This window comes from Mucilaginibacter sp. CSA2-8R (assembly GCF_038806765.1).
In the GTDB taxonomy this organism is placed as follows: Bacteria; Bacteroidota; Bacteroidia; order Sphingobacteriales; family Sphingobacteriaceae; genus Mucilaginibacter.
Map to the genome: position 1 here is coordinate 5,159,601 of NZ_CP152389.1, position 25,288 is coordinate 5,184,888.

The window sequence follows — 25,288 nt, forward strand, 5'->3', positions numbered from 1 at the left end:
AGCTGGTTAATGATTGACATTATCAATAAACAATTGCATAGAACGTGGCGAGATACTCCAGTTGGGAGCTGGCATATGCCCCCAAACTTTGGGGTTATCATACAAATTAAAGTAGCTCACGCCAAACACATGCGGGTTAGCCTTAATGGTAGCCGCAGCATTCTGCAGCCATTGGTTTTGAAAAGCTTCAGGGCCTTTTACACCAAACTCGGCAATAAACAGTGGCTTGCTTAAAAAGCGCATCCGGTAATATTTACGCTTAAAAATATTACTAAAGAGTTCCTGTTTACCGGGGTCGGTAATGTTTTTATCGGGCAACCCGTAAATAGCAATACTGATGTAGTCAACCACATCATTGCCCGGCCAAAAATCAACTGAGCCACGATCACCAGCCGGCGCCCATATCTTTTTTACATTGGTTGGTGGGCCGCCGTTAAGTTGCATAAAATGACGGTAGGCCTGGATGTATTGAACCGGATCCTGACTTTGCCAGGCATAGCGGTGTATGGGTATTTCCATCTCATGCATAAACCGTAAATAAACAGTTTGCCGGGTACTGCCCAATATGCCGAAAAGTTTAGAAAACACCTTATCGTAACGCCCCTGTAAAATATGCGTAATTACCTGAGTGTCGGTTATACCACTGGTATCTTTCCAGGGCTCTATGGTAACAATAATATCATGATGACGGTTAGCCATCGCTTTAAACTTCTTTTCAAATTCGTTTCGTTGTACTTCGCCTAAATCTGTAAAAAGATGCTCGGCCATGATACCTTTCAGGTTAATCAGCCTTTGCTGAGGATCATAAACACCTATTTGCAGCTTTTTTCTGGCAGGTTTGACCGGGTCTCCAACCACAAAATTATAGGATGAATAAACTGCTGTTTTAGAGAGTGACGTAATATAGGCAGCCTCGGTAGTTAACCATTCGGACTTAAAATTTTTGCGCTGAACGTGGCTCGACCCCAATACAATTACCGGCTTATTAATAAAGCGCATCCGGTGTAGCTTTTGCCTTAGTATTGCGGGTATTGATGATGTTGCGGGATAGGCCTGTGCCTTATCTTCAGACAAGCTGCCTAACGTAACGCTTACGGCATCAACATACCGGTTGCTGGGCCAATACTCCGTGTCGCCGGGGTAACCACTTGGCCCCCAAACCATTTTAGTTTTAGGTGCCAGTTGCTTCAGTTTAGCAGCTATATAATTAAATGCCTTGCTATAATCCTCAGGCGATTGATATTGCCACGGGAAAACTAAGGCAGGGATTTCCATGTCGGGGTCAAACCGTACATAAACATCATATTTACTCTGCGCAATAATAGCGCCCAATTGATGTATCTGATTGTCAAATTTACCATGGTAAACAGCAGCCAGTACATTGTCTGCGCTCAACAAGCCCTTAAGCCACGTTTCAACAGTAATTAAGGCGGGGCCATGTGCCAGTAATTGCTGAAGCGACTGTTCATCAAACCATAAAGATGTTGATTTGCAGATTACCGAGCCATGCTCTATGTTCAAATGATGTACACTTGTAGTATCACCTATGCGACTTAACATGCCTAATACCTGTTCTTGCGAACGGAGGTAGTACTCATCCTGACAGTACGATGTTACGTTTTTTTTGATGTACCTATAATTTAGTACAATGGCAAGAAGAAGTACTAATAATACAGCAAAACACCATCTACAACCTTTTAAATTAAACGCCGGCATTATACTTATTGGTAAAAAGGTATGTCGAGCGCTGAGTATGCTTCGTTAATATTATGCCCTTGGGCAGCAATCAGGTACAAATGATAATTTGAGGGGGCATCGGGTATTGCTAATTTTAAGGTAGGCCCGCTACCCACCTTTTCAACATGTATAGGTTTGCCCCATTCATTGCTTCTAACCATGTACCATTCGTAGTTCAAACCCGTTTGCAGGTAAGCCGCCAAATGCCATTTATTTTGCATAAACACTAATGCCTGGTACGGAATTTTGGCACCAGGTGCGGTTGAGATGGCTGGTCTTAAAATTTTAACCGCAGGTAAATGATTGGCTGCAATATTACCATGGAATGCTTGGCTGATAGCATGTAGATAAGGCTTATTGCGCCCGTAAATACCTTTCAGACCATCTACCGTAATTGACGATGCCGCAAGTTGGTCTTGCCAGTTAGCATAAAAAACTCCTTGTGCCGGATAATTTCCGTTAGTAAAGGCGCGGGGGTTAGCGTTACTAAAATAAAATGGCACTTTCAGGCTGTCGGTAACATGGGTAAGCGAAGCTTCATCGGTAAGAACCAGTCCGTAGGCATCTAAGGCCGGAATATTCGTTTTTAACAAATTTATAGCGCTGTACAAACCGGGAGCTGCCATTACCTCAGCGCTTAAACTTCGCGACGGATCCTGCTGCTTGATTTGTTCAACCAGTTGCTTCATCCACCGGATATAATTTTTTCGTGCTACGTTTAATTGAGGTTGCTTATAATACTCATCCAATTGTTGTAAGGCTGTATTACTCAAACTCCAGGATGTAATAGTTGGATTACTTTTTTGAGCATTTACCACGCTGATGATATCGTCTGATAGTTCATACAAATAATCAAAATCATTAACAAAGGCTGCCGGTGATGGTATCCAAAAACTATATTGAATTTTTAATCCACTTTCTGCAGCTTCATTAAGCAAAGTTTTATCATAAATACCCGGGCCGTATAATTTAACCGTATTTATACCAACGCGTTTCATTTCGGCAAAGTCGGCCGCAATTGCACGCTTGTCAAGCGTAACAGCATTTTTAAACCAATAATTGCCTTTAGAATAAATTACACCATGTATATCGCGGTAACAAGAGGGCTGCGGTACAAATGCTGACCGGTATTGATTTGCAGGCTTACCATAGTTGTTTGATTGAAAAATAAAATTGTTTGCCATTACCGTTGGGGTGCGTTCTTGCGCATCAGCGGCCATAGTATGGGCAACATCAATTTTAAAGCCGGCAACCAATGGTTTTACTCCGGTAATATTGAACTCACCAATTAAAAAACCTGACGGATAAAATGAGGCTATTGAAGATGAACCGTCACTTCCGTTATACATGCCTGCAATGCTCAAAGTAGTGATGCCAAGCACCATGGCCAAGCTTCCGGCCCTTACACTTGCATATACTTTGCGCCGCAGTAGCCAAAAATGCCCTTTAGCCTGATGAATGCCCCGCAAAAATGCCTGCACCAACTGATGACGCTTCTGGTAATTACGCATTTGTATCTGCGCACTCGAAACCAACACAAAAAACATCAGCAAGCAGTTTAGCCCCGCAATGCCTGCCATAAAAATAGTGTATGGATTTAAGTTTTGTGTAATACCATAGGCTATGGCCAGCATTGAAAGTAGCAGGACAGCGATATTGGGAAGGTTTATCTTAAAATTAACGGGATCATTCAAGTCTTTAGGCGTAGGGATATACGGTACTTTCTTGCGAAAAAATGTATAAACAACCCCCGTAATAAACACCCACCATGTACCAATCAGTAAAAGGCCGCCTACGATGTGAAAGCCTCGTTCCCGATCTTCCATTACCCATTGTTGTACATAATGCCTTATCAAAATAACGGCAGTAACATAGGGCACACTGATAAGCACAAATTGTGTAAAATCTATCTTTAAGGGATACAAGCCGGTAAACAGTGATATGACAGGGATTAAAAAGTTAATTAAAAATATAAAGCCTGATATATAAAATAAAGGCAGCAGCCCGTAATGCAATTTTTGCCGCCAGGTAAACTTTTTAAATAAGCTGATATACGAGGTAAACAGCAATTCAAACACTCCGCGCGACCATTTGAGCTGTTGTTTATAGTAAGCTGAAAGTGTTGCCGGTACTAACCCTCGTGTTAACACCTCCGGAACGTAAAGCGATTTCCAGCCTTTGGCATGCATTTGCATGGCAGTGTGCATATCTTCGGCCAGGCCCGCAGCATGCCCGCCAATCGACTCGAGTGCCGTACGCCTGAAGGTACAATTGGCGCCGATGGCCTGTACCGTGCCATAGCTGTTCATGCACATCATCATGGGGCCATAAAACTGATAAGTTTGCTGAGCTGCACCTTTGGCCACCCAGCTATCCTCCTGGTTATAATAAGCCTGCACCACTTGTACATAGCCAATTTCTTCGTTCTCAAAATAATCAACAACCTGGTCAAGAAAATTGGGTGCAGGTACATGATCAGGGTCAAGCACTACACATAACTCACCTGTTGATTGCTGTAGTGCATTGTTGATATTGCCGGCTTTGGCGTTTATTTTAAGCGTGCGGGTAACATGATGTATGCCTAATTCATGGCAAAGCGCTTTTAAATAGGCATCGTTTGCCTCATCGCATAAATAGGTTTGGTGCGGATAAGTAATATTTTTAACAGCCCGGAGCGTTTGCTCAATCATATTGTAAGGCTCACCAGCGCAAAAGGTAGTAAAAATATCAACAGTATACTGGCGGGACGCTTTGGGTTTGTTTGGTATACTGACAGACCAGTAATGATACCATTCGTAACCTATTTTAAAAAAGGAAAAGATAAAGGTAACCATGAGCAGCCAGTAAAGGGTTTTGTTGCCCATTACCTGCGGCTGCAAAAGCTTGTACAGAAAAAAAACCATTAGCCCCAAGCCTATCACAATCATAGTGCGCAGGTTGATCTTTTGCTTAAAATCGGGGCCTTTCATTGCGTACTGGTTTGGGGGTTATTAAGTACATAAAACGGAATATTACAAGCGGCAAAATAATTTTGCTTGTTGTAGGCATATACATATAAGCGATAGGGCCCTTCTTTTTTGGGTGCGCGGAATGTAACTTGTTTACCGGTGCTTGCAGTAACGAATGAATGCAGTATTGGTGCAACCTCCTTTTGGCTGTAGATATCATTTACCTGGTGGTAGTTTTCGGGAAATAACTGCCATTGATAAGTGATATTAGCGGTATCAGTGCCATATAGGTATACCTGTCCCTGTGCCGTGGTATTACCGGCCAGTAAGATATTGTCCTGGCTGCCCAAAAAGTTGAGCAAAATACATTTTAGCGGAGGGGCTTTAGCAGCCGTTTTTTTGCCTGTCCATAAATAGTTCATTGTATTCACGGTTTGGCTGCTCCTTCCGGCTTTGTCAAACAATCCGAACCAAGTAGGCGTATACTCTTGTTTTTGGCCCCAGTAAAATACCAGCGAGCCTAAAAAGCGCGGGTTACTAAGCGGCATTTGGTTCTGGTAAATTGCCTGGTACTGTTCGGCTTTTTTAAAAGTAGAATTTTCGATAAAAGATCCCCATGCCGTCTGATTGTTGGTATACCACGGTCCGTCAATACCCCATTCAGTAACCAGAAAAGGCCCTTTCCACAGCCACTCAAAATCTTTAAGGTTATGTTTCAGGTGTTTTATATCGCCAAAAATGTTTAAGGATATAAAATCAATAGCGGTTCTAAATTTAATACAGGCAATATTTTTACGCTGAAAGTTGATGATAGTAGTAGTTACCGGGTGGTTTGGGTCATCATGGTGAATCATGTCAACCACTTGGTTAAACGCGGTATAAAAACGATTGTAATTGGGCTTGTACGGAAAGGCCAACTCATTACCTATGCACCAGCTAAGTAATGCCGGATGGTGTTTGTACCGGTTTACGGTTGTTTTAAGGTTTTTATAGTGGGCAGCTACTTTAGTTTCATCATTATAAAAATCATCCATATTTTTATTATCAGGCATGGGTAGCCCTACCACAACAGCCATATGATAAGCCTGCGCAGAATCTAAGATAGCGTCTATATGGGCAGTATCCCATACCCTGATGGTATTACCACCGGCATTGCTTAATGCCTTGAGGTTAGTAAAACCCGAAGCGCCTTTTACAAAAAATGGTTTACCGTTACGATAAAACCGATAGGTGCCATGTTCGGATTTTATGTATACCGTTCCGGCTGGTTGCTTGGGCTTGCAGCCGGCAAATAACAGGCACCAAAAAAAATATAAACAAAGGTTAAAAAAACAGGGTTTCATCGCCACTAATACGTATTGCGTTTACACGCTTAGCTCTGTGTATTGTGGTGTTTTATACGCAAAAAAGGCAAAAATGGTTAGGTTAGCACTACCAGTTTTAGCACCGTAACTGCTAATTAATAACGTTTAATGGTAATTAAAGTAGATTTTACTTAGCAAAACAGGTATTTCAGTAAAATGCGTAACAACAACTCTCGGTTAACTATCAGCTTTGTTTATACCAAGCAGGCAGGAATAATAACATTAAAAAAGCCGGAGCTGATCGCTGCCCTCATCTTTTTCGGTCCGGGGCACCGGGTCACCAAAGTTTGATACTGATATACCTAATAACCGCACTTTTACATCATCCAAGTTAGTTGCCATTAATAGCTGCTTCGCTGTATCACTTAACGTAGCAGCATCGGCTACTGCCGAAGTTAATGATTGATTGCGTGTGATTTGCTTAAAGTCGCTGTATTTTACCTTAAGGGTAATGGTACGGCCTTTAAGCTGGCGTCGCTCCAGTCGCTCGGCTACGGTCAGGGCAATCTTGTCCAGTTCGTCAAACATTTCTTCCGGCTCAGTAAGGTCGTATGCAAAGGTATCTTCGGCACCCATTGACTTGGTTTCGCGATGGGGCTGCACGGGGCGGTCATCTGTACCTCGTACAATCTGGTAATAGAACTTACCGGTTTTACCAAAATTTTTTATCAGGTCGGCTTCGGTCAGTTGCTTTAAATCCAGGCCGGTGTGCAGGCCCATCTTTTTCATCTTTTCGGCAGTTACTTTACCTACGCCAAAAAACTTTTCAACCGGCAGGGTTTCCATAAACCGCTCAATGGCCGATGGGCCGATAAATTTTAAGCCATCAGGTTTATTAATGTCCGAAGCAATTTTGGCCACAAATTTATTTATCGACACCCCGGCCGAAGCGGTAAGATGCAATTCGTCTTTAATGGCTTGTTTAATCAGCGTAGCAATCTCAATGGCCGAACCTATGTTTTGTTTGTCCTCGGTAACATCCAGGTAAGCCTCATCTAACGATAAGGGCTCAATCAAATCGGTATACCTGCTAAATATTTCGCGGATGTGATTAGAAACTTCTTTGTAAACTGCAAACCTTGGGTACACAAAAATAGCGTTAGGGCATAGCTGCACAGCTTTTTTAGATGACATGGCCGACCTTATCCCAAACTTGCGGGCCTCATAGCTGGCAGTTGCCACCACACCGCCACGCCCTTGAGGCGGCCCTCCAACCACCAAAGGTTTACCCCTATACTCCGGATGATCGCGCTGTTCTACCGAAGCATAAAAGGCATCCATATCAATATGGATTATTTTACGGTAAGAAACAGCGACAGCCATGTACAAAGATAAGTGCTATAGATATAAATAGGAAAATCATCATGGTTATTGCCCATACCCGCTGTTGATACCTGAAATTCTCTTCCCTATCTTTGCTGGCATGGAAACCATATCCTGGCAGGATTTTGAAAAAGTGGAACTACGGGCAGGCACTATACTCGACGTGCTCAACTTTCCGGAAGCCCGTAAGCCAGCGTATAAGCTAAAGGTTGATTTCGGCCCTTTGGGCATCAAATGGTCGAGCGCGCAAATCACTAAACATTATACTAAAGAAGAGCTGATTGGCAGGCAAATTTTGGGTGTGGTTAACTTTCCGGAAAAACAGATTGGCAAATTTATGTCGCAGTTTCTGGTAACCGGACTGGCCGATGAGGATGGAGATATTGTATTAACGGCTGTTGAAAGGCCAGTACCTAACGGAAGCAAATTAATTTAATGCGATTTATAAGTTTTGATAACGAAAGCAGCGTATCTCCCGACGAGTTTTTTATGAACGAAGCTTTGCGGGAGGCGCGGCAGGCGTATACTGAGGATGAGATACCTATTGGAGCGATAGTAACCTGCCAGGGCAAAATTATTGGCCGCGGGCATAATTTAACCGAGCGGCTCAATGATGTATCGGCCCATGCCGAAATGCAGGCATTAACTGCTGCCGCTAATTATTTAGGCGGTAAGTACCTGAAAGATTGCACGCTGTATGTAACTATGGAGCCCTGCGTAATGTGTGCCGGTGCCTCCTACTGGTTTCAGATAGGTAAAATTGTGTTTGGCGCGTATGATACCCGTTTAGGCTTCGGGCGGTTGAATCAAAAAATCACGCACCCTAAAACCATAATTACCGGCGGCATCCGCGAAAACGAATGTGCCGAGCTGGTACGTGATTTCTTTAGAAAAAAACGCACTAAAAGTTAACATTCTGCTGAACAATTATGAAGGTCAACCCTTTATATTTGCACTGTACATCATTTTTTAACCTTAAAAAATAGTCTTATGGCATTTGAATTACCGGCGTTACCATACGCTACTGACGCACTGGAACCGCATATTGATAAAGCTACTATGGAGATACACCATGGCAAGCACCACCAAGCTTATGTAACCAACCTGAACAAAGCTCTGGAAGGCAAACCTGAAGCTAACAGCAGCATCGAAGATATTGTAAAAAACATTTCTAAATACCCTGCTGCTGTACGTAACAACGGTGGCGGTCATTATAACCACACTTTATTCTGGACTTTATTATCACCAAATGGTGGTGGCGAACCAACCGGCGAATTAGCTGATGCCATTAAAAGCACCTTTGGTTCATTTGATGAGTTGAAAACCAAAATGAACGAAGCCGGTGCTACCCGTTTCGGTTCGGGCTGGGCATGGTTAGTTGTTACTGCCGACAAAAAATTAGCGGTAACCTCAACCCCTAACCAGGATAACCCATTGATGGACTTACCTGAGATTACCGTAAAAGGCACACCAATTTTAGGTATCGACGTTTGGGAGCATGCCTACTACCTGAAATACCAAAACCGTCGTCCGGATTACTTAGGCGCTATCTGGAACGTTATCAACTGGAATCATGTAGCTGAGCTATACAAAAAAGCTAAATAATCCGCCAGGCACCTCAGTGCTTTTCGGAATACATGATAGAGCGGCAGGGTAAACAATCCTGCCGCTTTTTTTATTTATACAGTTATGAAAAAGCTTGTTTTTCCGGCATTGTTTACTACGCTGCTGTTGCTAAGCAGCTGTGAGGTAGTTGGTGGTATATTTAAGGCCGGCTTTTATACTGGTGTAGTGTTAATTGCATTGGTGCTGGCACTGATCATTTACCTTTTTATTAAATTCAGAGGCGGTAGTAACCGATAATATATATTTTATGAAAGCTGTAGTATTAGTTGGGGCAGATCAGCCCCTTGCGGTAAAAACTGTTGATAAACCTACGCTGGGTGCAGGCGAAGTAGTGGTGCAAATTAAAGCGGCTGCCCTTAACCGCCGCGATTACTGGATAAGCATCGGCAAATATGCCGGTATTAAATATCCTACTATTTTAGGCTCTGACGGTGCAGGTGTTGTAACAGAGGTTGGTGCCGGTGTTGACGAGGCCTGGGTAGGAAAAGAAGTGATTATTAACCCGGGGCATCATTGGGGAAACAACCCCGAAGCGCAATCGGCTGACTTTAAGATAATGGGCTTGCCCGATGATGGCACTTTTGCCGAATATGTAAAGGTAGGCGCTGAGTATCTGCATACCAAGCCTGCTCATTTAACTTTTGAACAAGCTGCCGCCATCCCACTGGCCGCGTTAACTGCCTACCGGGCCTTATTTACTAAAGGGAAAACCCAAGCCGGAAGTAAAGTGCTCATTGTAGGTGCCGGCTCAGGTACCGGTACATTTGCCATACAATTTGCGGCAGCCGCCGGTTGCCAAGTATTTGTAACCTCGGGCACGGGCGAAAAAATTGAAAGAGCCCGTCATTTAGGCGCTGCTGCCGGTGTGAGTTATAAAGCGCAGGACTGGGCCGACGAGTTAAAACATATGGCAGGTGGCTTTGATGTAGTTATAGATAGTGCCTTGGGTAAAGATTTTGCCAAAATACCGGCGCTTTGTAACCCTGGTGCACGTATTGTATTTTTTGGTGCTACAGCGGGTGCCATTCCCGAACTGGAGCCCCGCGTATTATTTTCAAAGCAAATACAATTGTTGGGTACCATGATGGGCAGCCCAGATGATTTTAAAGCTATGCTGGATATGATTAATACACATCAGTTAGTGCCGGTGGTTGACGAGGTTTTTGCTTTGGACGATGCCCAAAAGGCGGTAGATAAAATGGGTAAGTCATCACAATTTGGCAAGTTGGTTTTAAGGGTATCGTAATGCTTAAACTGCGGGTTGAAGCCATACAGCCGGAAACCAGTGATGCCGCCACCTTTTATCTAAAAGAGGCATCGGGCAAAAAGGTAACCTATTTGGCAGGGCAGTTTATTACGCTAATATTTTCGCATCATAACGAAGAAATCAGGAGGTCGTACTCGCTGAGTTCGTCGCCACATGAAGATTTATTGGCTATCACCGTAAAACGGGTAAGCAACGGCGAAATATCGCGTTATCTGCTCGCCCATGCTAAAATAGGTGACATTTGGCAAGCAGTGGAGCCGGCAGGGCGCTTTACGTTACCCCCCAATGTTGACGCAATTAAAACAATAGTCTACTTTGCCGCAGGCGGAGGTATTACGCCGGTATATGCACATTTAAAATACCTGTTACATCAGCATGCACACTGCCGTGTTATTTTATTTTACAGCAATCAAAGCAGTGACAATACCCTATTTAGCGATGAGTTGAAGGCTATTGCAGCGCAGCATCCTGAACAGTTTGCTTTAATTAATATGGTAAGCAGCGAAGGCCGTCGCCTCAATAACGTGATGGCAGAACAGTTGTTTAAACAATATGCAGGCTCTGATTTGCTAAATGCGCATTACTACCTGTGCGGACCATTTACCTACATGCGGATGTTACAGTTGACACTGTTATACATGGGCGTAAATCGCAGCCATATGCATAAAGAAAACTTTGTGCTCGAAACAGTGCCGGTTAATACGAACGCATCTCATTTTATAGCTCAGCCACTACGCATCCGTTACCATAATGAATGGTATAATCTGGTAGTCGGCGAAAATCAGACTATTTTACAGGCGGCCTTGCAAAACCAGTTGCCTTTGCCTTACAGTTGCGCTAATGGTGTATGTGCTGCCTGCGCTGTAAAATGTAAAAGCGGCAAGGTCGCCATCGTAAAAAGTGAAGTACTAACCAATGATGAATTACAACAAGGCTGGATACTCACTTGTACCGGATACGCTGCCAGCAATGATGTAGTATTGGATTTTGATATATGATAACTTAATACGGCAACAGCCAAATACCAGGTGCAAATAAAATAAGCCTTTTTACAACTTTAACTAAGCATGAGCGTAAACATTTTACCCTACCACATTGGTAGATAGGGTTGACGTTCGCTAAATGAAACTTATTTTTTTGATTGTTATACTTTTTTTAAGGTTTACCCCGGTTTATGCCGTAAAGGCTGGCCCATTTCAATCCTACTCGTTTTCACAGATAAACAAAATTAGTACTAAGCCTGGCTTTTTTTTAAATAATGTTACTAACGTTTGCTGTGAACCTGATGGTGATTACCCATTTGATAAGGATCATTTTTTGTTGGTGCTGGCTGGCTGCGGTATAGGTGTATTTGGATTGAGCAAATACGGAGACAAAAACATATCAGAATAATTTCTTTTAGCAGTAGCCATTTGCCCTGCTTTTAACACTTCGGCCACAAATCATAAATTTATAAATTGATTTGCCCGCATCCATCTTAAACAAACCCTGTTGATTTATTGTTACATCCAGTACACTAAAATTCAGATACTATGCAATGGATGGGCAGACGCGAAAGCGGTAATGCAGAAGAAGGCAGCAGCAGTGGCGGCGGTGGCCGTGTAGCTTTAGGCGGTGGTGTAGTAGGCATCATCGGTTTGGTAATCTACTTTTTCACAGGTGTTAACCCGGCGCAGTTACTGCAAAACGGCAACAGCGACAGCCAGGGTCAGGAACAGACAAACACTAAACTGACCACTTCTAAAAACGATGAGCAGAAATTTGCGAGGGTAGTACTGGCAGATACCGAAGATACCTGGAACAAGTTGTTTAAAGACATGGGCCAAAGTTATAAAGAGCCCACCATACACTTTTTTGAAGAAGGTGTAGAAACCTCGGGATGTGGCTTTGCCGGGTCGGCTACCGGACCATTTTATTGCCCGGGCGACCAAAAAGTATACCTCGATCTTGCTTTTTTTCAGGAACTGGAACAAAAATTTGGTGCTTCCGGCGATTTTGCACGTGCCTATGTTATTGCGCATGAGGTAGGCCACCACGTTCAAAAATTGCTGGGTGTATCTGACAAAATGGACCAGGCCCGCCAACAACTTAGCGAAACTGAATACAACAAACTTTCGGTAAAGCTGGAGCTGCAAGCCGATTTTTATGCGGGTGTATGGGCGTACTACGAAAAACAGCGTGGTCTACTCGATCCCGGTGATATTGATGAAGCCTTAAACGCTGCCAGCGCTATTGGTGATGACCGCCTGACCCAAGGCCGTGTATCGCCCGACTCGTTTACCCACGGCACCAGTAAGCAGCGGATGTACTGGTTTAAAAAAGGGTTTGACACCGGTGATGTACGCCAGGGCAATACCTTTGCCGCGCAGGATTTAGACTAACATAACAGCCTTATATATTTGCCGGTTTGCTTAACTTAGCACTCTTTTGCTAACTAAGCAAACCGGCATTACTTTTTTATGAATTTTAAGACCACTATTTACATTTTGGCTGCTGCCTTAACTTTTGCGTCGTGCAAAACGCGTAAGCCGGTAGTAATTATTAATAACAACGAAAAAGTTGCCAAAAGCCAGATAGATAGTTTGGTAGATATGCTTAAGGCCCAGGAGCCGGTAATGCTGAAGGACAGTGCCGGGGTAGCTATTCCGTCGTCGTTTGTAAATACGGTTAACTTTAATTTACGCAAGCCCAATTACGTCATCATTCACCATACTGCCCAGGATTCTACCCAGCAAACTCTCAACACCTTTACGTTGGCCCGTACCCAAGTGAGCGCACATTATGTAATAGGCCGTGATGGTAAAATTGTGCACATGCTCAACGACTACCTGCGCTCGTGGCATGCCGGGGTGAGCAAATGGGGCAGCATCAGCGATATGAATAGCTGCTCTATCGGTATTGAATTAGACAATAACGGACTGCAGCCTTTTGAGGATGCCCAGATTAAAAGCCTGATAGTGCTATTAACACAGCTAAAAAAAGTTTATAACATCCCAACCACCAATTTTATTGGTCATGCTGATATTGCCATTCCCCGTAAAAATGATCCGAGTGCCTATTTTCCATGGAAAACGCTGGCACAAAACGGCTTTGGCTATTGGAGTGACGACGTGCTGGAACTGGCACCGTCAAACTTTGATTACATAGCAGCCCTTAGACTAATTGGGTACGATACCCGTAACCTGCCGGGCGCTATTAAGGCGTTTAAACTGCATTTTATACAAACCGATTTAACTCCGCAGCTTACCCAATTGGATTTAAACGTATTGTATAACGTTTATAAAAAATATGCAGCCTTAAATTAAGGCTGCATATTTTATCATTCAGTTTGCAGGTTACAGTTATTTGGCAATTTCGAATACCGCACGAACCTGATAATTCAATTTTATCTTTTTAAAATCAACAGGTTCAGCAGCATCTGCCGACTCGGCCATGGGAGCAGCTTTGAATAACCGCATGTTGCTATATACTGGCTGGTTCAGAGGCTCGTTGTCTATTTCCTGAATATCAATAGCACCACCTAATTTTTCGCCAATACTGCTGAGCAGGTAAGTGGCCTTTTCGCGGGCAGCTTGCAAGGCTTTGATTTTAAGGTCTCGGCGCAGTTCGGGTAATTTAGAATAGTCATAACCATCTACCCCAGTAGACTGGATGCCTTTGTCGTCAACCTTACTTAAAATGGTATTGATAGCATTCAAATCGCGCACTTTAATGCGGTATTGCTTGCTGGCTAAAAAGTCGGGAGTTTGTTTCTTTTTAGAATCAACCCAGTTGTATGATGACAGGTTGTTTATCATAAAATCCTCTTTAGCAATACCGGCCTCGGCCACAGCCTTTTGCAACTGACGCTCAAGCGTGCTGATTTCTACCTTGTTTTTGCCGTTCATGTATTCTTTCAAAGAAATAGCTACATAGATAATATTGGGGGTTACTTCCTGCTCAGCACTACCAGTTACTTCAATTTTTCGGCGCAGGTCTGGCGTTTGCGAAAACCCGGTAAAGGCAAACATAACTAAGGCAGCTGCAATTAATAGTTTCTTCATGTTATTAGTATATAAGTATCAGTAGGTACGATGCCATGCATCCAATTGTAACAAGGTCACCGTTTTTATATGCATGGACAATCAAACGCAGTAAAGGTTTAGTAAGCAACAGGCCGGTAACAATAACCCATCATTTTACTTAATAGCACCTGTTATCAGTTTTGTTGGCATGGCTAAGTATAACACTGAAATTAATTTTATAAAAACTAAATTTAGTTTCTTTGAAATTAATGCAGAAAGCGTACGTTACTAAGAAAAGCGTACATTTGTATAAATAACAGTTCCTGACCATCATGATTATATCATTCTCTCATCCTGATAGCTGTGCACATTGCCAGGCCACTAATGTATCTCGTATACGCCGTCCAGATTTTATACGCTCTTACTTGTGGTTTTTACCTATTAAACACTACCGTTGTTTTGCTTGTATGCATAAATTTCTCGTTGTGGGTTTTAAGGCATCCTAATCAAATAATTTTTCACACAAAGTACTTGTACAAATAGAGGCTTACCTGAGCAACCACATTAATGCCAGGTAAAACTGTATTTGGATTTGGTAGTTATATTTAAGTTTACAGCCCAGTAGTAAATGTTAAAGTTTAACTCTTGTTAAACCTTTTACTGACTGGCATATCATAAACGTTAGTAAACTTAAATTTTGAAACATGAAAAAGTACATTTTGAGTATAGCCTTACTCATCGCATCAGTAGCAGCAAGTAAAGCACAATCTACAATTGGTATCAAGGGCGGTATCAACTTTGCAAAAATCAACACAGATAATATTAAAGAATCGAGCGTAACAGGCTACCAGGCAGGTATATTTGCACGGTTGGGTAATAGTTTGTATTTACAGCCTGAGTTATACTTAGGTAGTCGCGGTGGCAAGTTTGAAGGCAGCAGCAGCGGCAATAGTGCCAGTGCCAGCGGTAAGGTAACTTTTACCACGCTAAACGTTCCGCTATTATTAGGTACTAAATTAGTAAGTGCCGGCCCTATTAGCGTACGTGCTATGGCAGGCCCCATTTATTCTTACAATTTAAGCGAAAATAATAATGTGAACAGTGCCCTACAAGATTTCGGCAAGTACAAAAACAGCACTTTAGGTTACCAGGTAGGTGCCGGTGTTGATATTGGTAACATTACGGCCGACTTACGTTATGAGGGTGGTTTAACCAAAATTAACGAGAACTATGGTCAGCGCGCCAACTTATGGGCGTTAAGCGTCGGCTTTAAAATATTTTAATTATAAATGGTGTAGCTAAGTTAATAGCGAACACAGGATTAATTAAACAAAAAGCCGGATAGCGGTTGGTCATCCAACTGCTATCCGGCTTTTTAATTCTGACATCTTATTGCTTAGTGGGCGGCCAGCCAGTTATCGCCGGTACCCATCTCTACCATAATAGGCACTTCGGTTTTAATAGCCGTTTTCATGTAGTGCTCAATAATGGGTTTAATAATCTCCACCTCGTGCCGCGGAACGTCAAACACCAATTCGTCATGTACCTGCATAGTCATGCGGGCGCCTAAATTTTGTGCCTTAAGTTCGCGATGTATATTAATCATGGCAATTTTAATCATATCTGCCGCCGACCCTTGTATTGGGGCGTTAATGGCATTCCGCTCGGCAAAGCCACGTACAGTAGCATTAGCCGAATTGATGTCGCGCAGGTAGCGCCGACGGCCCATTAGTGTTTTGACGTAGCCATTTTCGCGGGCAAAATTCATGGTATCGCTCATGTAATTTTTGATGCCCGAGTACTGCACAAAGTATTGCTCAATAATATCGTTAGCCTCTTTACGAGGTATGCCCAAGCTTTGTGATAAACCAAATGATGATTGCCCGTAAATGATACCAAAGTTTACTGCTTTGGCATTACGGCGCATATCGCCGGTTACCTCGGTTAAGGGTATGCCGTAAACGTTGGCTGCCGTTGCGGTGTGGATATCGAGGTTTTTAGCAAAGGCATCCAGCATATTGGCATCTTTACTAATCTCGGCAATAATGCGCAACTCAATCTGCGAGTAATCTGCCGATAGCAGCACATGGTCGGCATCGCGGGCAATAAAGGCCTTCCGTACCTCGCGGCCACGTTCGGTACGGATAGGGATATTCTGCAGGTTGGGATTGTTAGAGCTTAATCTGCCCGTTGCTGCAATAGCTTGGTTATAAGAAGTGTGTATACGCCCTGTTTTAGGGTTAATCATTAATGGTAATGCATCTACATAAGTAGATTTAAGCTTTAGCATCTGCCTGAAATCTAAAATATCGCGCACTATATCGCTTTTGTCGGCCAGGGCTAGCAGCACATCTTCACCGGTTTGGTATTGGCCGGTTTTGGTTTTTTTAGCTCTAGGGTCAAGTTGTAATTTTTCGAACAGTACTTCACCTAACTGCTTGGGCGATGATACATTGAATTTTACGCCAGCCTTTTCATAAACGGTTTGTTCCAGCCTATTAATATCAGTTTCCAGTTGTTTCGAAAAATCTTTCAGTGTTTGCTCGTCCAGTTTTACACCTTCAAACTCTACGTCAGCCAAAACATAAATCAGCGGGTGCTCAATTTCGTTAATCAGCTTTTCGGCTTCAACAGCTTGTAGCTTGCTTTCAAAAACCTGTTTTAGCTGCAAGGTTACATCAGCATCCTCCCCGGCATATTCTTTTACCCTTTCTACATCCACATCGCGCATGGTGAGCTGGTTTTTACCTCTGGGGCCAATTAGCTCGGTAATAGATACGGGTTTATAGCCCAGGTAATTTTCAGACAAAATATCCATGCTGTGGCGAGTATCAGGATCTAAAACATAATGGGCCATCATGGTATCAAACAACTGGCCTTTTACTTCAATGCCATACCACTTTAATACTAAAATATCATATTTAATATTTTGCCCCACTTTATTAATCAACTCGTTTTCGAGCACTGGTTTAAACTCGTGGGCAATGGCTTTGGCGCCTTCATAATTAGCCGGCACCGGAATATACCAGGCCTCGCCGGGCTTTATAGCAAACGAAAGGCCGACCAGCTCACAGTTATTGGCATCAATACCCGTAGTTTCGGTATCAAACGTAATTTCAGATTGCTGCTGCAAAAAGGCCAATAACTCTGCCCGTTTTTCGGGGGTATCAGTTAAATGATATTCGTGATTAACGTTGTGGATATTTTTAGCGGCCGGTACATGTTCGGGCTCGGCAATGTCGGTAACATCAACAGTAAGGGTACGTACGGTACCGGAGGCTGCACTGCTAAACAAATCTTGCTGGCCCGAAGCTGCTTTAATTTCGGTAATGCTAAAATCGTCGCCAAATACACGGCGGCCCAAAGTCCTGAACTCCAGTTCGGCAAATAGCGGCTCCAGTAGTTCACGGCTTGGGGCACAAATTTCTAGTCCTTCTTCGTCCAATTCAACCGGTGCATCTAACAGTATAGTTGCCAGCTTTTTCGATAGGATGCCCTGGTCTGCAAAGTTTTCTATGTTTTCGCGAAGCTTACCTTTTAACTCATGGCTGTTTTTGATGATGTTTTCTACTGATCCATATTGCTTAATGAGCAGCTTGGCCGTTTTTTCGCCAACACCGGGGATGCCCGGAATATTATCTACGGCATCGCCCCATAAGCCTAAAATGTCTATTACCTGGCAAACATCTTCAACCTCCCATTTCTCACGCACTTCTTTAACGCCCATTATTTCAATGTCGCTGCCCATACGCGAAGGCTTGTAAACAAAAATATTAGGCGACACCAGTTGCGCAAAATCCTTATCAGGCGTCATGCAATAAACCTGATAGCCGCGTTGCTCCGCTTTTTTGGCCAGCGTACCAATAATATCATCAGCCTCGTAACCATCCGACGTAATAACCGGAATATTAAAGCCTAAAATCAGCTTAATTACGTAAGGCATAGCCTTAGATAAATCTTCGGGCATGGCCTGCCGATGGGCTTTATACTGCTCAAAATCGGTATGCCGCTCGGTAGGCGCATCGGTATCAAACACTACGGCCATGTGGGTAGGGTTTTCTTTACGTATTACATCCAGCAGAGTATTGGTAAAGCCCATAACGGCCGATGTATTTAAACCGCCCGATGTGAAACGCGGGTTTTTGCTCAGTGCAAAATGCGCCCGGTACATCAGCGCCATACCATCCAGGAGAAATAATTTCTTCATCAATCAGAATTTACAGAATTTTAGAATTGGCTAAATCATAGCAATCCCTCTAAACAACAAGTACAAAAATACAATTTAATGGCCGCAAACTTGCTGCACCATTGGGTAAAGAAGAAACAATATCATGGTTTAAGAACCTGCCATTTTATCGGTGAAATCAACACAAAATTACCGAAATCAAACATCCCCCTTTACTTAAAAGCGCAATCGGGCACATGATCATTTACCATGCCGGTAGCCTGCATATAGGCATAGCAAATGGTGGTACCAAAAAACTTGAAACCGCGTTTTTTCATGTTCTTGCTGATAGCATCTGAGATATCCGTGCTCACCGGTATGGTACCGGCCTGATTAACGATTGGTTTGCCACCAGGCATAAAGCTATATAAATAACGGTCGAACGAGCCAAACTCCTGCTGCACTTTAATAAAGTGCTGGGCATTGGCAATGGTGGCATTAATTTTTAACCGGTTACGGATGATGCCAGCATCCTGCATTAGGCGCTCCACATCATCGACGGTAAAAGCGGCCACGGCGTGTACATTAAAGTTGGCAAATGCCTTACGGTAATTTTCGCGGCGGCGTAGAATAGTTATCCAGCTCAAACCGGCCTGCGCCGACTCGAGCACCAAAAACTCAAACAGTACTTTATCATCATGAACCTCTTTTCCCCATTCTTCGTCGTGGTACCGGGTATACAAATCGTCGCCGCCGCACCAGTGGCAGCGTATGGTTGAGGTTTGAGTAATCATATCGCGTTAAAGCTGTTGCGCTAAATTGCTAATATTTTTATCAAAAACAAAAGGCAAACCTGTCGGGATTTGCCTTTGAAAAATTTCGGTTTATAGGTATTGTTTACTGCGCATTCAGCTCATCCCAGTACTCTACCGCACGGCGATAATGGGGTATAACAATGGAGCCGCCTACCAGGTTGGCAATCATGAATATCTCATTCATTTCGGCGTGGTTTACGCCGGCCTCGTGGCATTTGCCTAAGTGGTATTTAATGCAGTCGTCGCAGCGCAATACCATACTGGCTACCAAGCCTAACATTTCTTTGGTTTTTACATCCAGTGCACCGTCGGCATAAGTGGTGGTATCTAAAGCAAAAAAGCGTTTGATATTGGTATTGGCCGATTCCATAATCCTGTCGTTCATTTTTGTACGGTAGGAGTTAAAATCATCTATCAGTTGTCCCATAAATATTGCAATTAATCAAGCTGCAATGTTCGGATAAAAAAGCTGCTTATAAAAGAGTGCATGTTTAAAATGCTGTCATATTGCTGATGTTAAATAATCATGCGCCCGCATTTTATTCTCCCAATAAGGCTTTCAACGTTTCTAAAGTATCAGCCTCTTCTTTAGGCTTGTCATGCCGCCAGCGCAATATCCGCGGAAAGCGTAAAGCTACGCCAGATTTGTGCCGGTTAGATTTATTGATGCCTTCAAAACCTATCTCAAAAACCAATTCGGGTTTGACGGTACGCACCGGGCCAAACTTTTCGAGGGTATTGCGTTTTACAAAGTTATCTACCTTGTTAATTTCGGTATCGGTTAGGCCCGAGTATGCTTTGGCAAAAGGCACCAGTTTATCTCCATCCCATACGGCAAAGGTATAATCGGTATATAGGTCGGCGCGGCGACCATGGCCTTTTTGAGCGTAAACCATTACGGCATCTATTGATAGAGGGTCTATCTTCCATTTCCACCAGTCGCCCCGGCGGCGGCCAACCTGGTAATGGGCATCCTTGCGTTTCAGCATAATACCTTCGGCCACCATCTCTCTGGATTTTTCGCGGATGGTAGTGAGTTCTTCCCAACTATTAAAGTTAATAACTTCCGAAATGCGGAATATCTCCGGATGTTGAGTAACAGTTTGCAGGCCTTCCAATACAGCCCGGCGGTCCACCTGGGTTTTATACCGGATGTCTTCGCCGGCATATTCCAGGCAATCGTAAGCAATTAAAGCTACCGGGCTTTCTTCCAGTATTTTTTTGCTGAGCGTTTTGCGGCCAATACGGGTTTGCAGATTGGCAAAAGGCAAGGGCAACCCGTTTTTAAACGACAGGATTTCACCGTCCAGCACTGTTCCATCAGGCAAATCGTACAAAAAAGGATGCAGTTCCGGGAACTTATCCGTAGCTAAATCCTCACCACGGCTCCAGATAAAAATTTCTCCGTTACGTTTAATCAGTTGGGCGCGTATGCCGTCCCACTTCCATTCGGCTTGCCACTCATCAGCATCACCCAATAAAGCCTGCAAAGCTTCGGGCGATTTTTGTACCGTCGAGGTTTCCTGCACCGGGTAAGCCAAAAAGAAAGGGTAAGGCCTTGATACATCCTCTAAAGCTGTATCGGTATGCACCAACTCTTCAAATTGATAAGTGCTGGGCATCCAGTTGCCCATTAAGCGGTGGGTAAGCGTAGCTGCATCCAAATCAGAAACATCAGCCAGTGCTTTAATTACTAGGCTTTGTGACACACCCACTCTAAAGCTGCCGGTCAGTATCTTATTAAAAACAAAGCGCTCCTGCGCATTAAGGGTTGCCCAAGCTTGGGTAAGCCAGTGTTGTTTTTCTACGTCAGGCTGTTTATCAAGCGCATTAATCTCGGCAATCCACTCGGTCAGGGTTTTGTTGCTGCTGTTTTCGTGGTCGGGCAGTAATAAGGCCACGGTTTCGGCTAGGTCGCCTACAACATGGTAGCTTTCTTCGAAAAGCCAGGCCGGTATGTTAGATGCCTCAATGGCCCAAAGCCTAAATTGCGTTGCGTTAATCTGGCGCTTAGGGTTGCGGCCGGTAAACAAGGCCAGCATATGCATTTTATCGGTATCAGGCGAGCAGGCAAAATAATCTTTCAGCGCCTTTACCTTTTCGTTGGTTTTGTTGGTTTCGTCAAGGGCGGTAAAAAGTTGGGCAAAGGCTTTCATTTGATCCCTCCTTGTTTCTCATCAGCAGGCAATTCGTTCAAAAGTTCTTCTTCGGCCGATAGCGTGATTTCATTATCCAGTTTGTCTTCTGCAACAGCATCTTGTTTATCGCCTTCAGCAAGTTGCGGCGGGGCTCCCTCTTCTTCGCCACCATACAATGTATGCACTTCAGAAGCATCAAAGCCAATTTCGGCTAAATATCTCGAAAAACTGGCCGTGTAACCATGTGTCAGATAAACCTTTTCGCAGCCTGTGGCATCAATGGCACTAACCAGCCCATCCCAATCGGCATGGTCAGACATCACGAAACCGCGGTCAGCCGCCCGGCGGCGCTTGGCCCCGCGTATGGCCATCCACCCCGAACAATAACCAAAACTATAAGGCTGAAATTTACGCATCCAGGGTGTACCTACGGATGATGGCGGCGCAATAATAATGCCCCTGCGGACTTCTTCTTTAACCGAGTCTGTAGTAATGCGCTCGGTGGGCTGCAATATGATGCCGTTACGCCGCAGGGCTTCGTTAGTGTTTTCGATAACGCCGTGCGTATATACTTTGCCAATAGATAAGTCCAGGTTTTGCAATATGCGCTGGGCTTTACCCAACGAGTAACCCACAATAACGGTAGCCAGGTTATTATCCCGGTTTTGCTGCCACCATTTGTTAACCTCTGTAAAAAGCTCTGCCTGCGGTTTCCATTTGTATACCGGCATACCAAAGGTGCATTCTGATATAAAATGATGGCAGGGTACCGGCTCAAAAGGGGCACACACGCCATCGTCTTCCACCTTGTAATCGCCGGATACTACCCAAACCTGCCCCTGGCTTTCTACCCTAATCTGTGCCGAACCAATCACGTGGCCTGCTGGATATAACGTTATGCTTACACCATTTTTGATGACAGTTTCGCCATACTCCACGGTCTGCAACTTTATCTCGCCCAAACGGTAAAGCATCACCTCGCGCGATAAGTGGTGCGCCAGATAGTGTTTATGACCGGCATAGGCATGGTCGGCATGGGCATGGGTAATTACGGCATCGTCTACCGGTTGCCAGGGGTCGATGTAAAATTTACCCTTGGCACAGTAAATACCTTTATCCGTAAATTCCAGCAATGGTTTCTGCGACATATACGATACAACGGTATTTGCGCAGGTTGGTTTGCCGGATTAGTTTTGGATTGCCGTAGTTGTTTGCCAAAGCTTAACGGCTTCAACAGCCGGTTTTACATCGTGCACCCGCAATATATCGGCGCCCTTCATCAAAGCAATGGTGTTTAATACCGTTGTGCCATTTAGTGCATCAGCAGCGGTAGTGCCTAAAGTTCCGTAAATCATACGCTTGCGCGATACCCCTGCCAGGATGGGTAGCCCAAGAAGATTAATACCATCCAACCGGTTAAGTAAAGTATAGCTATGTTCGGCAGTTTTGGCAAAACCAAAGCCAGGGTCTAAAATAACATCATGTACGCCCAGTTGCCTAAGCTGGGCATAAAGGGTAATGAAGTAATCCAGCACCTCGTTAAATACATTTTTGTAGTGGGCCTGCTGCACCATGGTTTGGGGCGTGCCTTTCATATGCATTAAAATGTAAGGCACTTTTAACCGGGCAACAGTGATAAACATATCTGGGTCGAGTTGCCCGCCGCCAATATCATTGATGATGTGTGCTCCTGATTTGATTGCAGCCTCGGCTACCGGTGCCCTAAAGGTATCGATGGAGAGGATAGCCTCAGGATATTCTCGTACGATAGCTTCTACCACGGGCAGCAAGCGGTCGGTTTCTTCCTGCACCGAAATGTCAGTAGCTCCCGGCCGGGACGAGTAAGCGCCTAAGTCGAGCATAGCAGCGCCGTCGGCCAGCATTTGCCCGGCCTGCTGCAGGGCATCTACTACAGCGGGCTTTCTGCTATCGGCAAAAAATGAGTCGGGCGTCAGGTTGATAATGCCCATCACCTTTGGCGTGCTTAAATTGATAAGGTGACCACCGGCGTTGATGGTTGCCTTTTTGTGAAAAACTGTATCTTTAGCCATTTACTGATGGCGTTTTAATGCCATGGTGAACAAATATCTAAAGAAAAACTAAACACTACTGTTTTGAGCAATACCGCAATAGAGTACGAAGCTGTTATTAACGCCTGTAAAAGCCTGTTTATTAAAAAAACGCGCGATTATGGCACCGCATGGCGCATACTCAGGCCATCGTCCATCACCGACCAGATTTTTATCAAAGCGCAACGCATCCGTACACTCGAAGAAAAAAAGGTATCTAAAGTAGGCGATGATATTACCGGCGAGTACATTGGCATTGTAAATTATTGTTTGATTGCCATGATGCAGATTGACAGTAAGCCCGAAGATGCCCTGGAATTGCCCGTGGAAACCGTGAGCGACCTCTTTGATCTGTACGCCCAGGAAACGTACAATTTAATGCTGGCCAAAAATCACGATTACGGCGAGGCCTGGCGCGATATGCGCATCAGTTCATTAACAGATTTAATATTGATGAAGCTGCTGCGGGTAAAGCAGATTGAGGATAATCAAGGGCAGACCCTGGCGTCAGAAGGTGTGAAGGCCAACTACCAGGATATGCTCAATTATGCGGTGTTTGCGCTGATTAAATTAGGTCCGCCAAGCCCCCCGACCCCCTAAAGGGGGAGGAATAAATATTAGTTGATTATTGATGGAAACGCTTTTGAATAAAGATATACGAAATAGAACTGCACCCTCGTCGGGAAACTGGTGGATCTGGTTTTGCCGACTGGCGGTAGGTTTACTTTTTATTTTTTCGGGATTAATTAAAGCTAACGACCCGCTTGGGTTTTCTTATAAACTGGAAGAGTATTTTGAGGTTTTCCATGTCACCTTTTTGAATGACCTGGCTCTGAGTATGTCTGTTATTTTGTGTGCGCTTGAAATGATTTTGGGCTTTGCGCTCATCATTGGCATCCGCATTAACAGTGTTACCTGGGGGTTGTTGCTGCTCATTGTATTCTTTGGCTTTTTAACCTTTTACTCTGCCTTTTTTAAGGTGGTGCAAACCTGCGGTTGTTTTGGTGATGCTATTCCGTTAACGCCATGGGAGTCGTTTGGTAAGGATATGGTTTTACTGGCTTTGGTGCTGGTGCTGTTTTTTAACCGCAATTGTATGCAGCCTTTAGTAAGCCGCGCCGCCGAGATGCGCTGGCTGATTGCCGCAGTAGTAATTGCATTAGGCATAGGTTTATATACTTATAACTTTTTGCCGGTCATCGACTTTTTGCCTTATAAAGTTGGTGCCAACATACCCGACGAGATGAAAACGCCGCTGGGTGCTAAACCCGACGAGTATGAGCTAACTTATCAGCTTAAAAATAAAGCCAACGGGCAAACCAAATCTATGAGCGATAAGGAATACCTTAAAACCGGGATTTGGAAAGATGCAAACTGGGTAATACAAGGCGACCCAGAGCGCCGTTTAATTAAAAAGGGATTTGAGCCTAAAATTCGTGACTTAGGCATACAGGATGGCCAGGGTAACGATTATACCCAAGAACTGTTGGGTAATCCATTTTATAACCTGATGGTGGTAGCCTATGATTTGAAACACACCAACGAACCTGCCCTGAACCGGCTGAATGCCTTGGCCGTTAACCTGACGCAAAACTACAATATGCGCACGGTAATGCTTACTTCGGCGTCACCAACTGATGCGGCTGCTTTTAGTAAAGCCCATCATTTAACTTTTGAAATTTATCATGCCGACGGTGTACCGCTAAAAACCATGGTGCGTTCTAATCCGGGTATTCTGTTATTAAAAAACGGTACAGTCATCAACAAATGGCATTACCATACCATGCCCGATTATGATGCATTGGTAAAAAAGTATCTGCAAAAACAATAAA

The 25,288-nt window shown here is 44.0% G+C and carries 22 protein-coding genes; 11 read left to right on the plus strand and 11 right to left on the minus strand.

The features are described from left to right. Positions 1-6: 6 nt before the first annotated feature. From AAGR14_RS21875 to dinB, 4 genes are all read right to left on the minus strand, one after another. The gene (locus tag AAGR14_RS21875; protein WP_342646371.1) at positions 7-1,560 is read right to left on the minus strand and encodes a hypothetical protein; all 1,554 of its coding nucleotides are present in this window, start codon (positions 1,558-1,560) and stop codon (positions 7-9) included. A 161-nt stretch (positions 1,561-1,721) separates the two neighbouring features. Next, positions 1,722-4,706, minus strand: a complete 2,985-nt coding sequence (locus AAGR14_RS21880; protein WP_342646372.1) for a glycosyltransferase — start codon at positions 4,704-4,706, stop codon at positions 1,722-1,724. Then, positions 4,703-6,028 (minus strand): glycoside hydrolase family 2 TIM barrel-domain containing protein, encoded by a 1,326-nt coding sequence (locus AAGR14_RS21885; protein ID WP_342646373.1) that lies wholly within the window; start codon positions 6,026-6,028, stop codon positions 4,703-4,705. The genes AAGR14_RS21880 and AAGR14_RS21885 overlap by 4 nt, the downstream gene beginning before the upstream one ends. Before the next feature lie 243 nt (positions 6,029-6,271). After that, entirely contained in the window at positions 6,272-7,372 is a 1,101-nt protein-coding gene (gene dinB, locus AAGR14_RS21890; protein ID WP_342646374.1) for a DNA polymerase IV, read from the minus strand. A gap of 100 nt (positions 7,373-7,472) precedes the next feature. Here dinB and AAGR14_RS21895 point away from each other — a divergent pair, with 100 nt between their 5' ends. From AAGR14_RS21895 to AAGR14_RS21930, 8 genes are all read left to right on the plus strand, one after another. Beyond that, positions 7,473-7,808, plus strand: a complete 336-nt coding sequence (locus tag AAGR14_RS21895) for a tRNA-binding protein (RefSeq protein WP_342646375.1) — start codon at positions 7,473-7,475, stop codon at positions 7,806-7,808. Continuing rightward, positions 7,808-8,284, plus strand: coding sequence for a nucleoside deaminase (locus AAGR14_RS21900; RefSeq protein ID WP_342646376.1), 477 nt, complete (start codon positions 7,808-7,810; stop codon positions 8,282-8,284). The genes AAGR14_RS21895 and AAGR14_RS21900 overlap by 1 nt, the downstream gene beginning before the upstream one ends. A gap of 78 nt (positions 8,285-8,362) precedes the next feature. Next, on the plus strand, positions 8,363-8,977 hold the full coding sequence (locus tag AAGR14_RS21905) for a superoxide dismutase (protein WP_342646377.1): 615 nt from the start codon (positions 8,363-8,365) through the stop codon (positions 8,975-8,977). Positions 8,978-9,061: 84 nt separating this feature from the next. Beyond that, entirely contained in the window at positions 9,062-9,235 is a 174-nt protein-coding gene (locus AAGR14_RS21910; protein ID WP_342646378.1) for a hypothetical protein, read from the plus strand. A gap of 10 nt (positions 9,236-9,245) precedes the next feature. Then, complete coding sequence (locus AAGR14_RS21915) at positions 9,246-10,244, plus strand: zinc-binding dehydrogenase (RefSeq protein ID WP_342646379.1); 999 nt, start codon at positions 9,246-9,248, stop codon at positions 10,242-10,244. Then, positions 10,244-11,263 carry a ferredoxin--NADP reductase gene (locus AAGR14_RS21920; protein ID WP_342646380.1) on the plus strand — a complete coding sequence of 340 codons (1,020 nt, stop codon included), beginning with the start codon at positions 10,244-10,246 and terminating at the stop codon, positions 11,261-11,263. The genes AAGR14_RS21915 and AAGR14_RS21920 overlap by 1 nt, the downstream gene beginning before the upstream one ends. 543 nt (positions 11,264-11,806) lie before the next feature. Further along, complete coding sequence (locus AAGR14_RS21925) at positions 11,807-12,646, plus strand: neutral zinc metallopeptidase (protein WP_342646381.1); 840 nt, start codon at positions 11,807-11,809, stop codon at positions 12,644-12,646. 78 nt (positions 12,647-12,724) lie between these two features. Beyond that, on the plus strand, positions 12,725-13,570 hold the full coding sequence (locus AAGR14_RS21930) for an N-acetylmuramoyl-L-alanine amidase (RefSeq protein WP_342646382.1): 846 nt from the start codon (positions 12,725-12,727) through the stop codon (positions 13,568-13,570). 36 nt (positions 13,571-13,606) lie between these two features. Here the strand turns inward: AAGR14_RS21930 and AAGR14_RS21935 are convergent, their stop codons facing one another. Next, positions 13,607-14,308, minus strand: a complete 702-nt coding sequence (locus AAGR14_RS21935) for an SIMPL domain-containing protein (RefSeq protein ID WP_342646383.1) — start codon at positions 14,306-14,308, stop codon at positions 13,607-13,609. Between the two features lie 665 nt (positions 14,309-14,973). Here AAGR14_RS21935 and AAGR14_RS21940 point away from each other — a divergent pair. Continuing rightward, the gene (locus AAGR14_RS21940) at positions 14,974-15,552 is read left to right on the plus strand and encodes a porin family protein (protein WP_342646384.1); all 579 of its coding nucleotides are present in this window, start codon (positions 14,974-14,976) and stop codon (positions 15,550-15,552) included. A 113-nt stretch (positions 15,553-15,665) separates the two neighbouring features. Here the strand turns inward: AAGR14_RS21940 and polA are convergent, their stop codons facing one another. From polA to folP, 6 genes are all read right to left on the minus strand, one after another. After that, positions 15,666-18,476, minus strand: coding sequence for a DNA polymerase I (gene polA, locus AAGR14_RS21945; protein WP_342646385.1), 2,811 nt, complete (start codon positions 18,474-18,476; stop codon positions 15,666-15,668). A 191-nt stretch (positions 18,477-18,667) separates the two neighbouring features. Beyond that, positions 18,668-19,228 carry a DNA-3-methyladenine glycosylase I gene (locus tag AAGR14_RS21950; protein WP_342646386.1) on the minus strand — a complete coding sequence of 187 codons (561 nt, stop codon included), beginning with the start codon at positions 19,226-19,228 and terminating at the stop codon, positions 18,668-18,670. A gap of 103 nt (positions 19,229-19,331) precedes the next feature. After that, the gene (locus AAGR14_RS21955) at positions 19,332-19,676 is read right to left on the minus strand and encodes a carboxymuconolactone decarboxylase family protein (protein ID WP_342646387.1); all 345 of its coding nucleotides are present in this window, start codon (positions 19,674-19,676) and stop codon (positions 19,332-19,334) included. A 112-nt stretch (positions 19,677-19,788) separates the two neighbouring features. Next, positions 19,789-21,405 (minus strand): ATP-dependent DNA ligase, encoded by a 1,617-nt coding sequence (locus tag AAGR14_RS21960; RefSeq protein ID WP_342646388.1) that lies wholly within the window; start codon positions 21,403-21,405, stop codon positions 19,789-19,791. Further along, the gene (locus AAGR14_RS21965) at positions 21,402-22,535 is read right to left on the minus strand and encodes a ligase-associated DNA damage response exonuclease (protein ID WP_342646389.1); all 1,134 of its coding nucleotides are present in this window, start codon (positions 22,533-22,535) and stop codon (positions 21,402-21,404) included. The genes AAGR14_RS21960 and AAGR14_RS21965 overlap by 4 nt, the downstream gene beginning before the upstream one ends. A gap of 39 nt (positions 22,536-22,574) precedes the next feature. Beyond that, complete coding sequence (folP, locus tag AAGR14_RS21970) at positions 22,575-23,438, minus strand: dihydropteroate synthase (RefSeq protein WP_342646390.1); 864 nt, start codon at positions 23,436-23,438, stop codon at positions 22,575-22,577. Positions 23,439-23,501: 63 nt separating this feature from the next. On the opposite strand from folP, the gene AAGR14_RS21975 reads away from it, so the two are divergent. Further along, on the plus strand, positions 23,502-24,056 hold the full coding sequence (locus tag AAGR14_RS21975; RefSeq protein WP_342646391.1) for a DUF1599 domain-containing protein: 555 nt from the start codon (positions 23,502-23,504) through the stop codon (positions 24,054-24,056). 31 nt (positions 24,057-24,087) lie between these two features. Next, complete coding sequence (locus tag AAGR14_RS21980; protein ID WP_342646392.1) at positions 24,088-25,287, plus strand: BT_3928 family protein; 1,200 nt, start codon at positions 24,088-24,090, stop codon at positions 25,285-25,287. Position 25,288 lies beyond the last annotated feature (1 nt).

What these genes read in the sequence shown, in the direction of transcription:
- AAGR14_RS21940 (WP_342646384.1), top strand. Translation starts at nt 14,974, where the DNA reads ATGAAAAAGTACATTTTGAGTATAGCCTTACTCATCGCATCAGTAGCA.
- AAGR14_RS21900 (WP_342646376.1), top strand. Translation starts at nt 7,808, where the DNA reads ATGCGATTTATAAGTTTTGATAACGAAAGCAGCGTATCTCCCGACGAG.
- AAGR14_RS21930 (WP_342646382.1), top strand. Translation starts at nt 12,725, where the DNA reads ATGAATTTTAAGACCACTATTTACATTTTGGCTGCTGCCTTAACTTTT.
- AAGR14_RS21895 (WP_342646375.1), top strand. Translation starts at nt 7,473, where the DNA reads ATGGAAACCATATCCTGGCAGGATTTTGAAAAAGTGGAACTACGGGCA.
- AAGR14_RS21875 (WP_342646371.1), bottom strand. Translation starts at nt 1,560, where the DNA reads ATGTTAAGTCGCATAGGTGATACTACAAGTGTACATCATTTGAACATA.
- dinB (WP_342646374.1), bottom strand. Translation starts at nt 7,372, where the DNA reads ATGGCTGTCGCTGTTTCTTACCGTAAAATAATCCATATTGATATGGAT.
- AAGR14_RS21965 (WP_342646389.1), bottom strand. Translation starts at nt 22,535, where the DNA reads ATGTCGCAGAAACCATTGCTGGAATTTACGGATAAAGGTATTTACTGT.
- AAGR14_RS21915 (WP_342646379.1), top strand. Translation starts at nt 9,246, where the DNA reads ATGAAAGCTGTAGTATTAGTTGGGGCAGATCAGCCCCTTGCGGTAAAA.
- AAGR14_RS21910 (WP_342646378.1), top strand. Translation starts at nt 9,062, where the DNA reads ATGAAAAAGCTTGTTTTTCCGGCATTGTTTACTACGCTGCTGTTGCTA.
- AAGR14_RS21880 (WP_342646372.1), bottom strand. Translation starts at nt 4,706, where the DNA reads ATGAAAGGCCCCGATTTTAAGCAAAAGATCAACCTGCGCACTATGATT.
- AAGR14_RS21920 (WP_342646380.1), top strand. Translation starts at nt 10,244, where the DNA reads ATGCTTAAACTGCGGGTTGAAGCCATACAGCCGGAAACCAGTGATGCC.
- AAGR14_RS21905 (WP_342646377.1), top strand. Translation starts at nt 8,363, where the DNA reads ATGGCATTTGAATTACCGGCGTTACCATACGCTACTGACGCACTGGAA.
- AAGR14_RS21960 (WP_342646388.1), bottom strand. Translation starts at nt 21,405, where the DNA reads ATGAAAGCCTTTGCCCAACTTTTTACCGCCCTTGACGAAACCAACAAA.
- AAGR14_RS21955 (WP_342646387.1), bottom strand. Translation starts at nt 19,676, where the DNA reads ATGGGACAACTGATAGATGATTTTAACTCCTACCGTACAAAAATGAAC.
- AAGR14_RS21925 (WP_342646381.1), top strand. Translation starts at nt 11,807, where the DNA reads ATGGGCAGACGCGAAAGCGGTAATGCAGAAGAAGGCAGCAGCAGTGGC.
- AAGR14_RS21935 (WP_342646383.1), bottom strand. Translation starts at nt 14,308, where the DNA reads ATGAAGAAACTATTAATTGCAGCTGCCTTAGTTATGTTTGCCTTTACC.
- folP (WP_342646390.1), bottom strand. Translation starts at nt 23,438, where the DNA reads ATGGCTAAAGATACAGTTTTTCACAAAAAGGCAACCATCAACGCCGGT.
- polA (WP_342646385.1), bottom strand. Translation starts at nt 18,476, where the DNA reads ATGAAGAAATTATTTCTCCTGGATGGTATGGCGCTGATGTACCGGGCG.
- AAGR14_RS21950 (WP_342646386.1), bottom strand. Translation starts at nt 19,228, where the DNA reads ATGATTACTCAAACCTCAACCATACGCTGCCACTGGTGCGGCGGCGAC.
- AAGR14_RS21980 (WP_342646392.1), top strand. Translation starts at nt 24,088, where the DNA reads ATGGAAACGCTTTTGAATAAAGATATACGAAATAGAACTGCACCCTCG.
- AAGR14_RS21885 (WP_342646373.1), bottom strand. Translation starts at nt 6,028, where the DNA reads ATGAAACCCTGTTTTTTTAACCTTTGTTTATATTTTTTTTGGTGCCTG.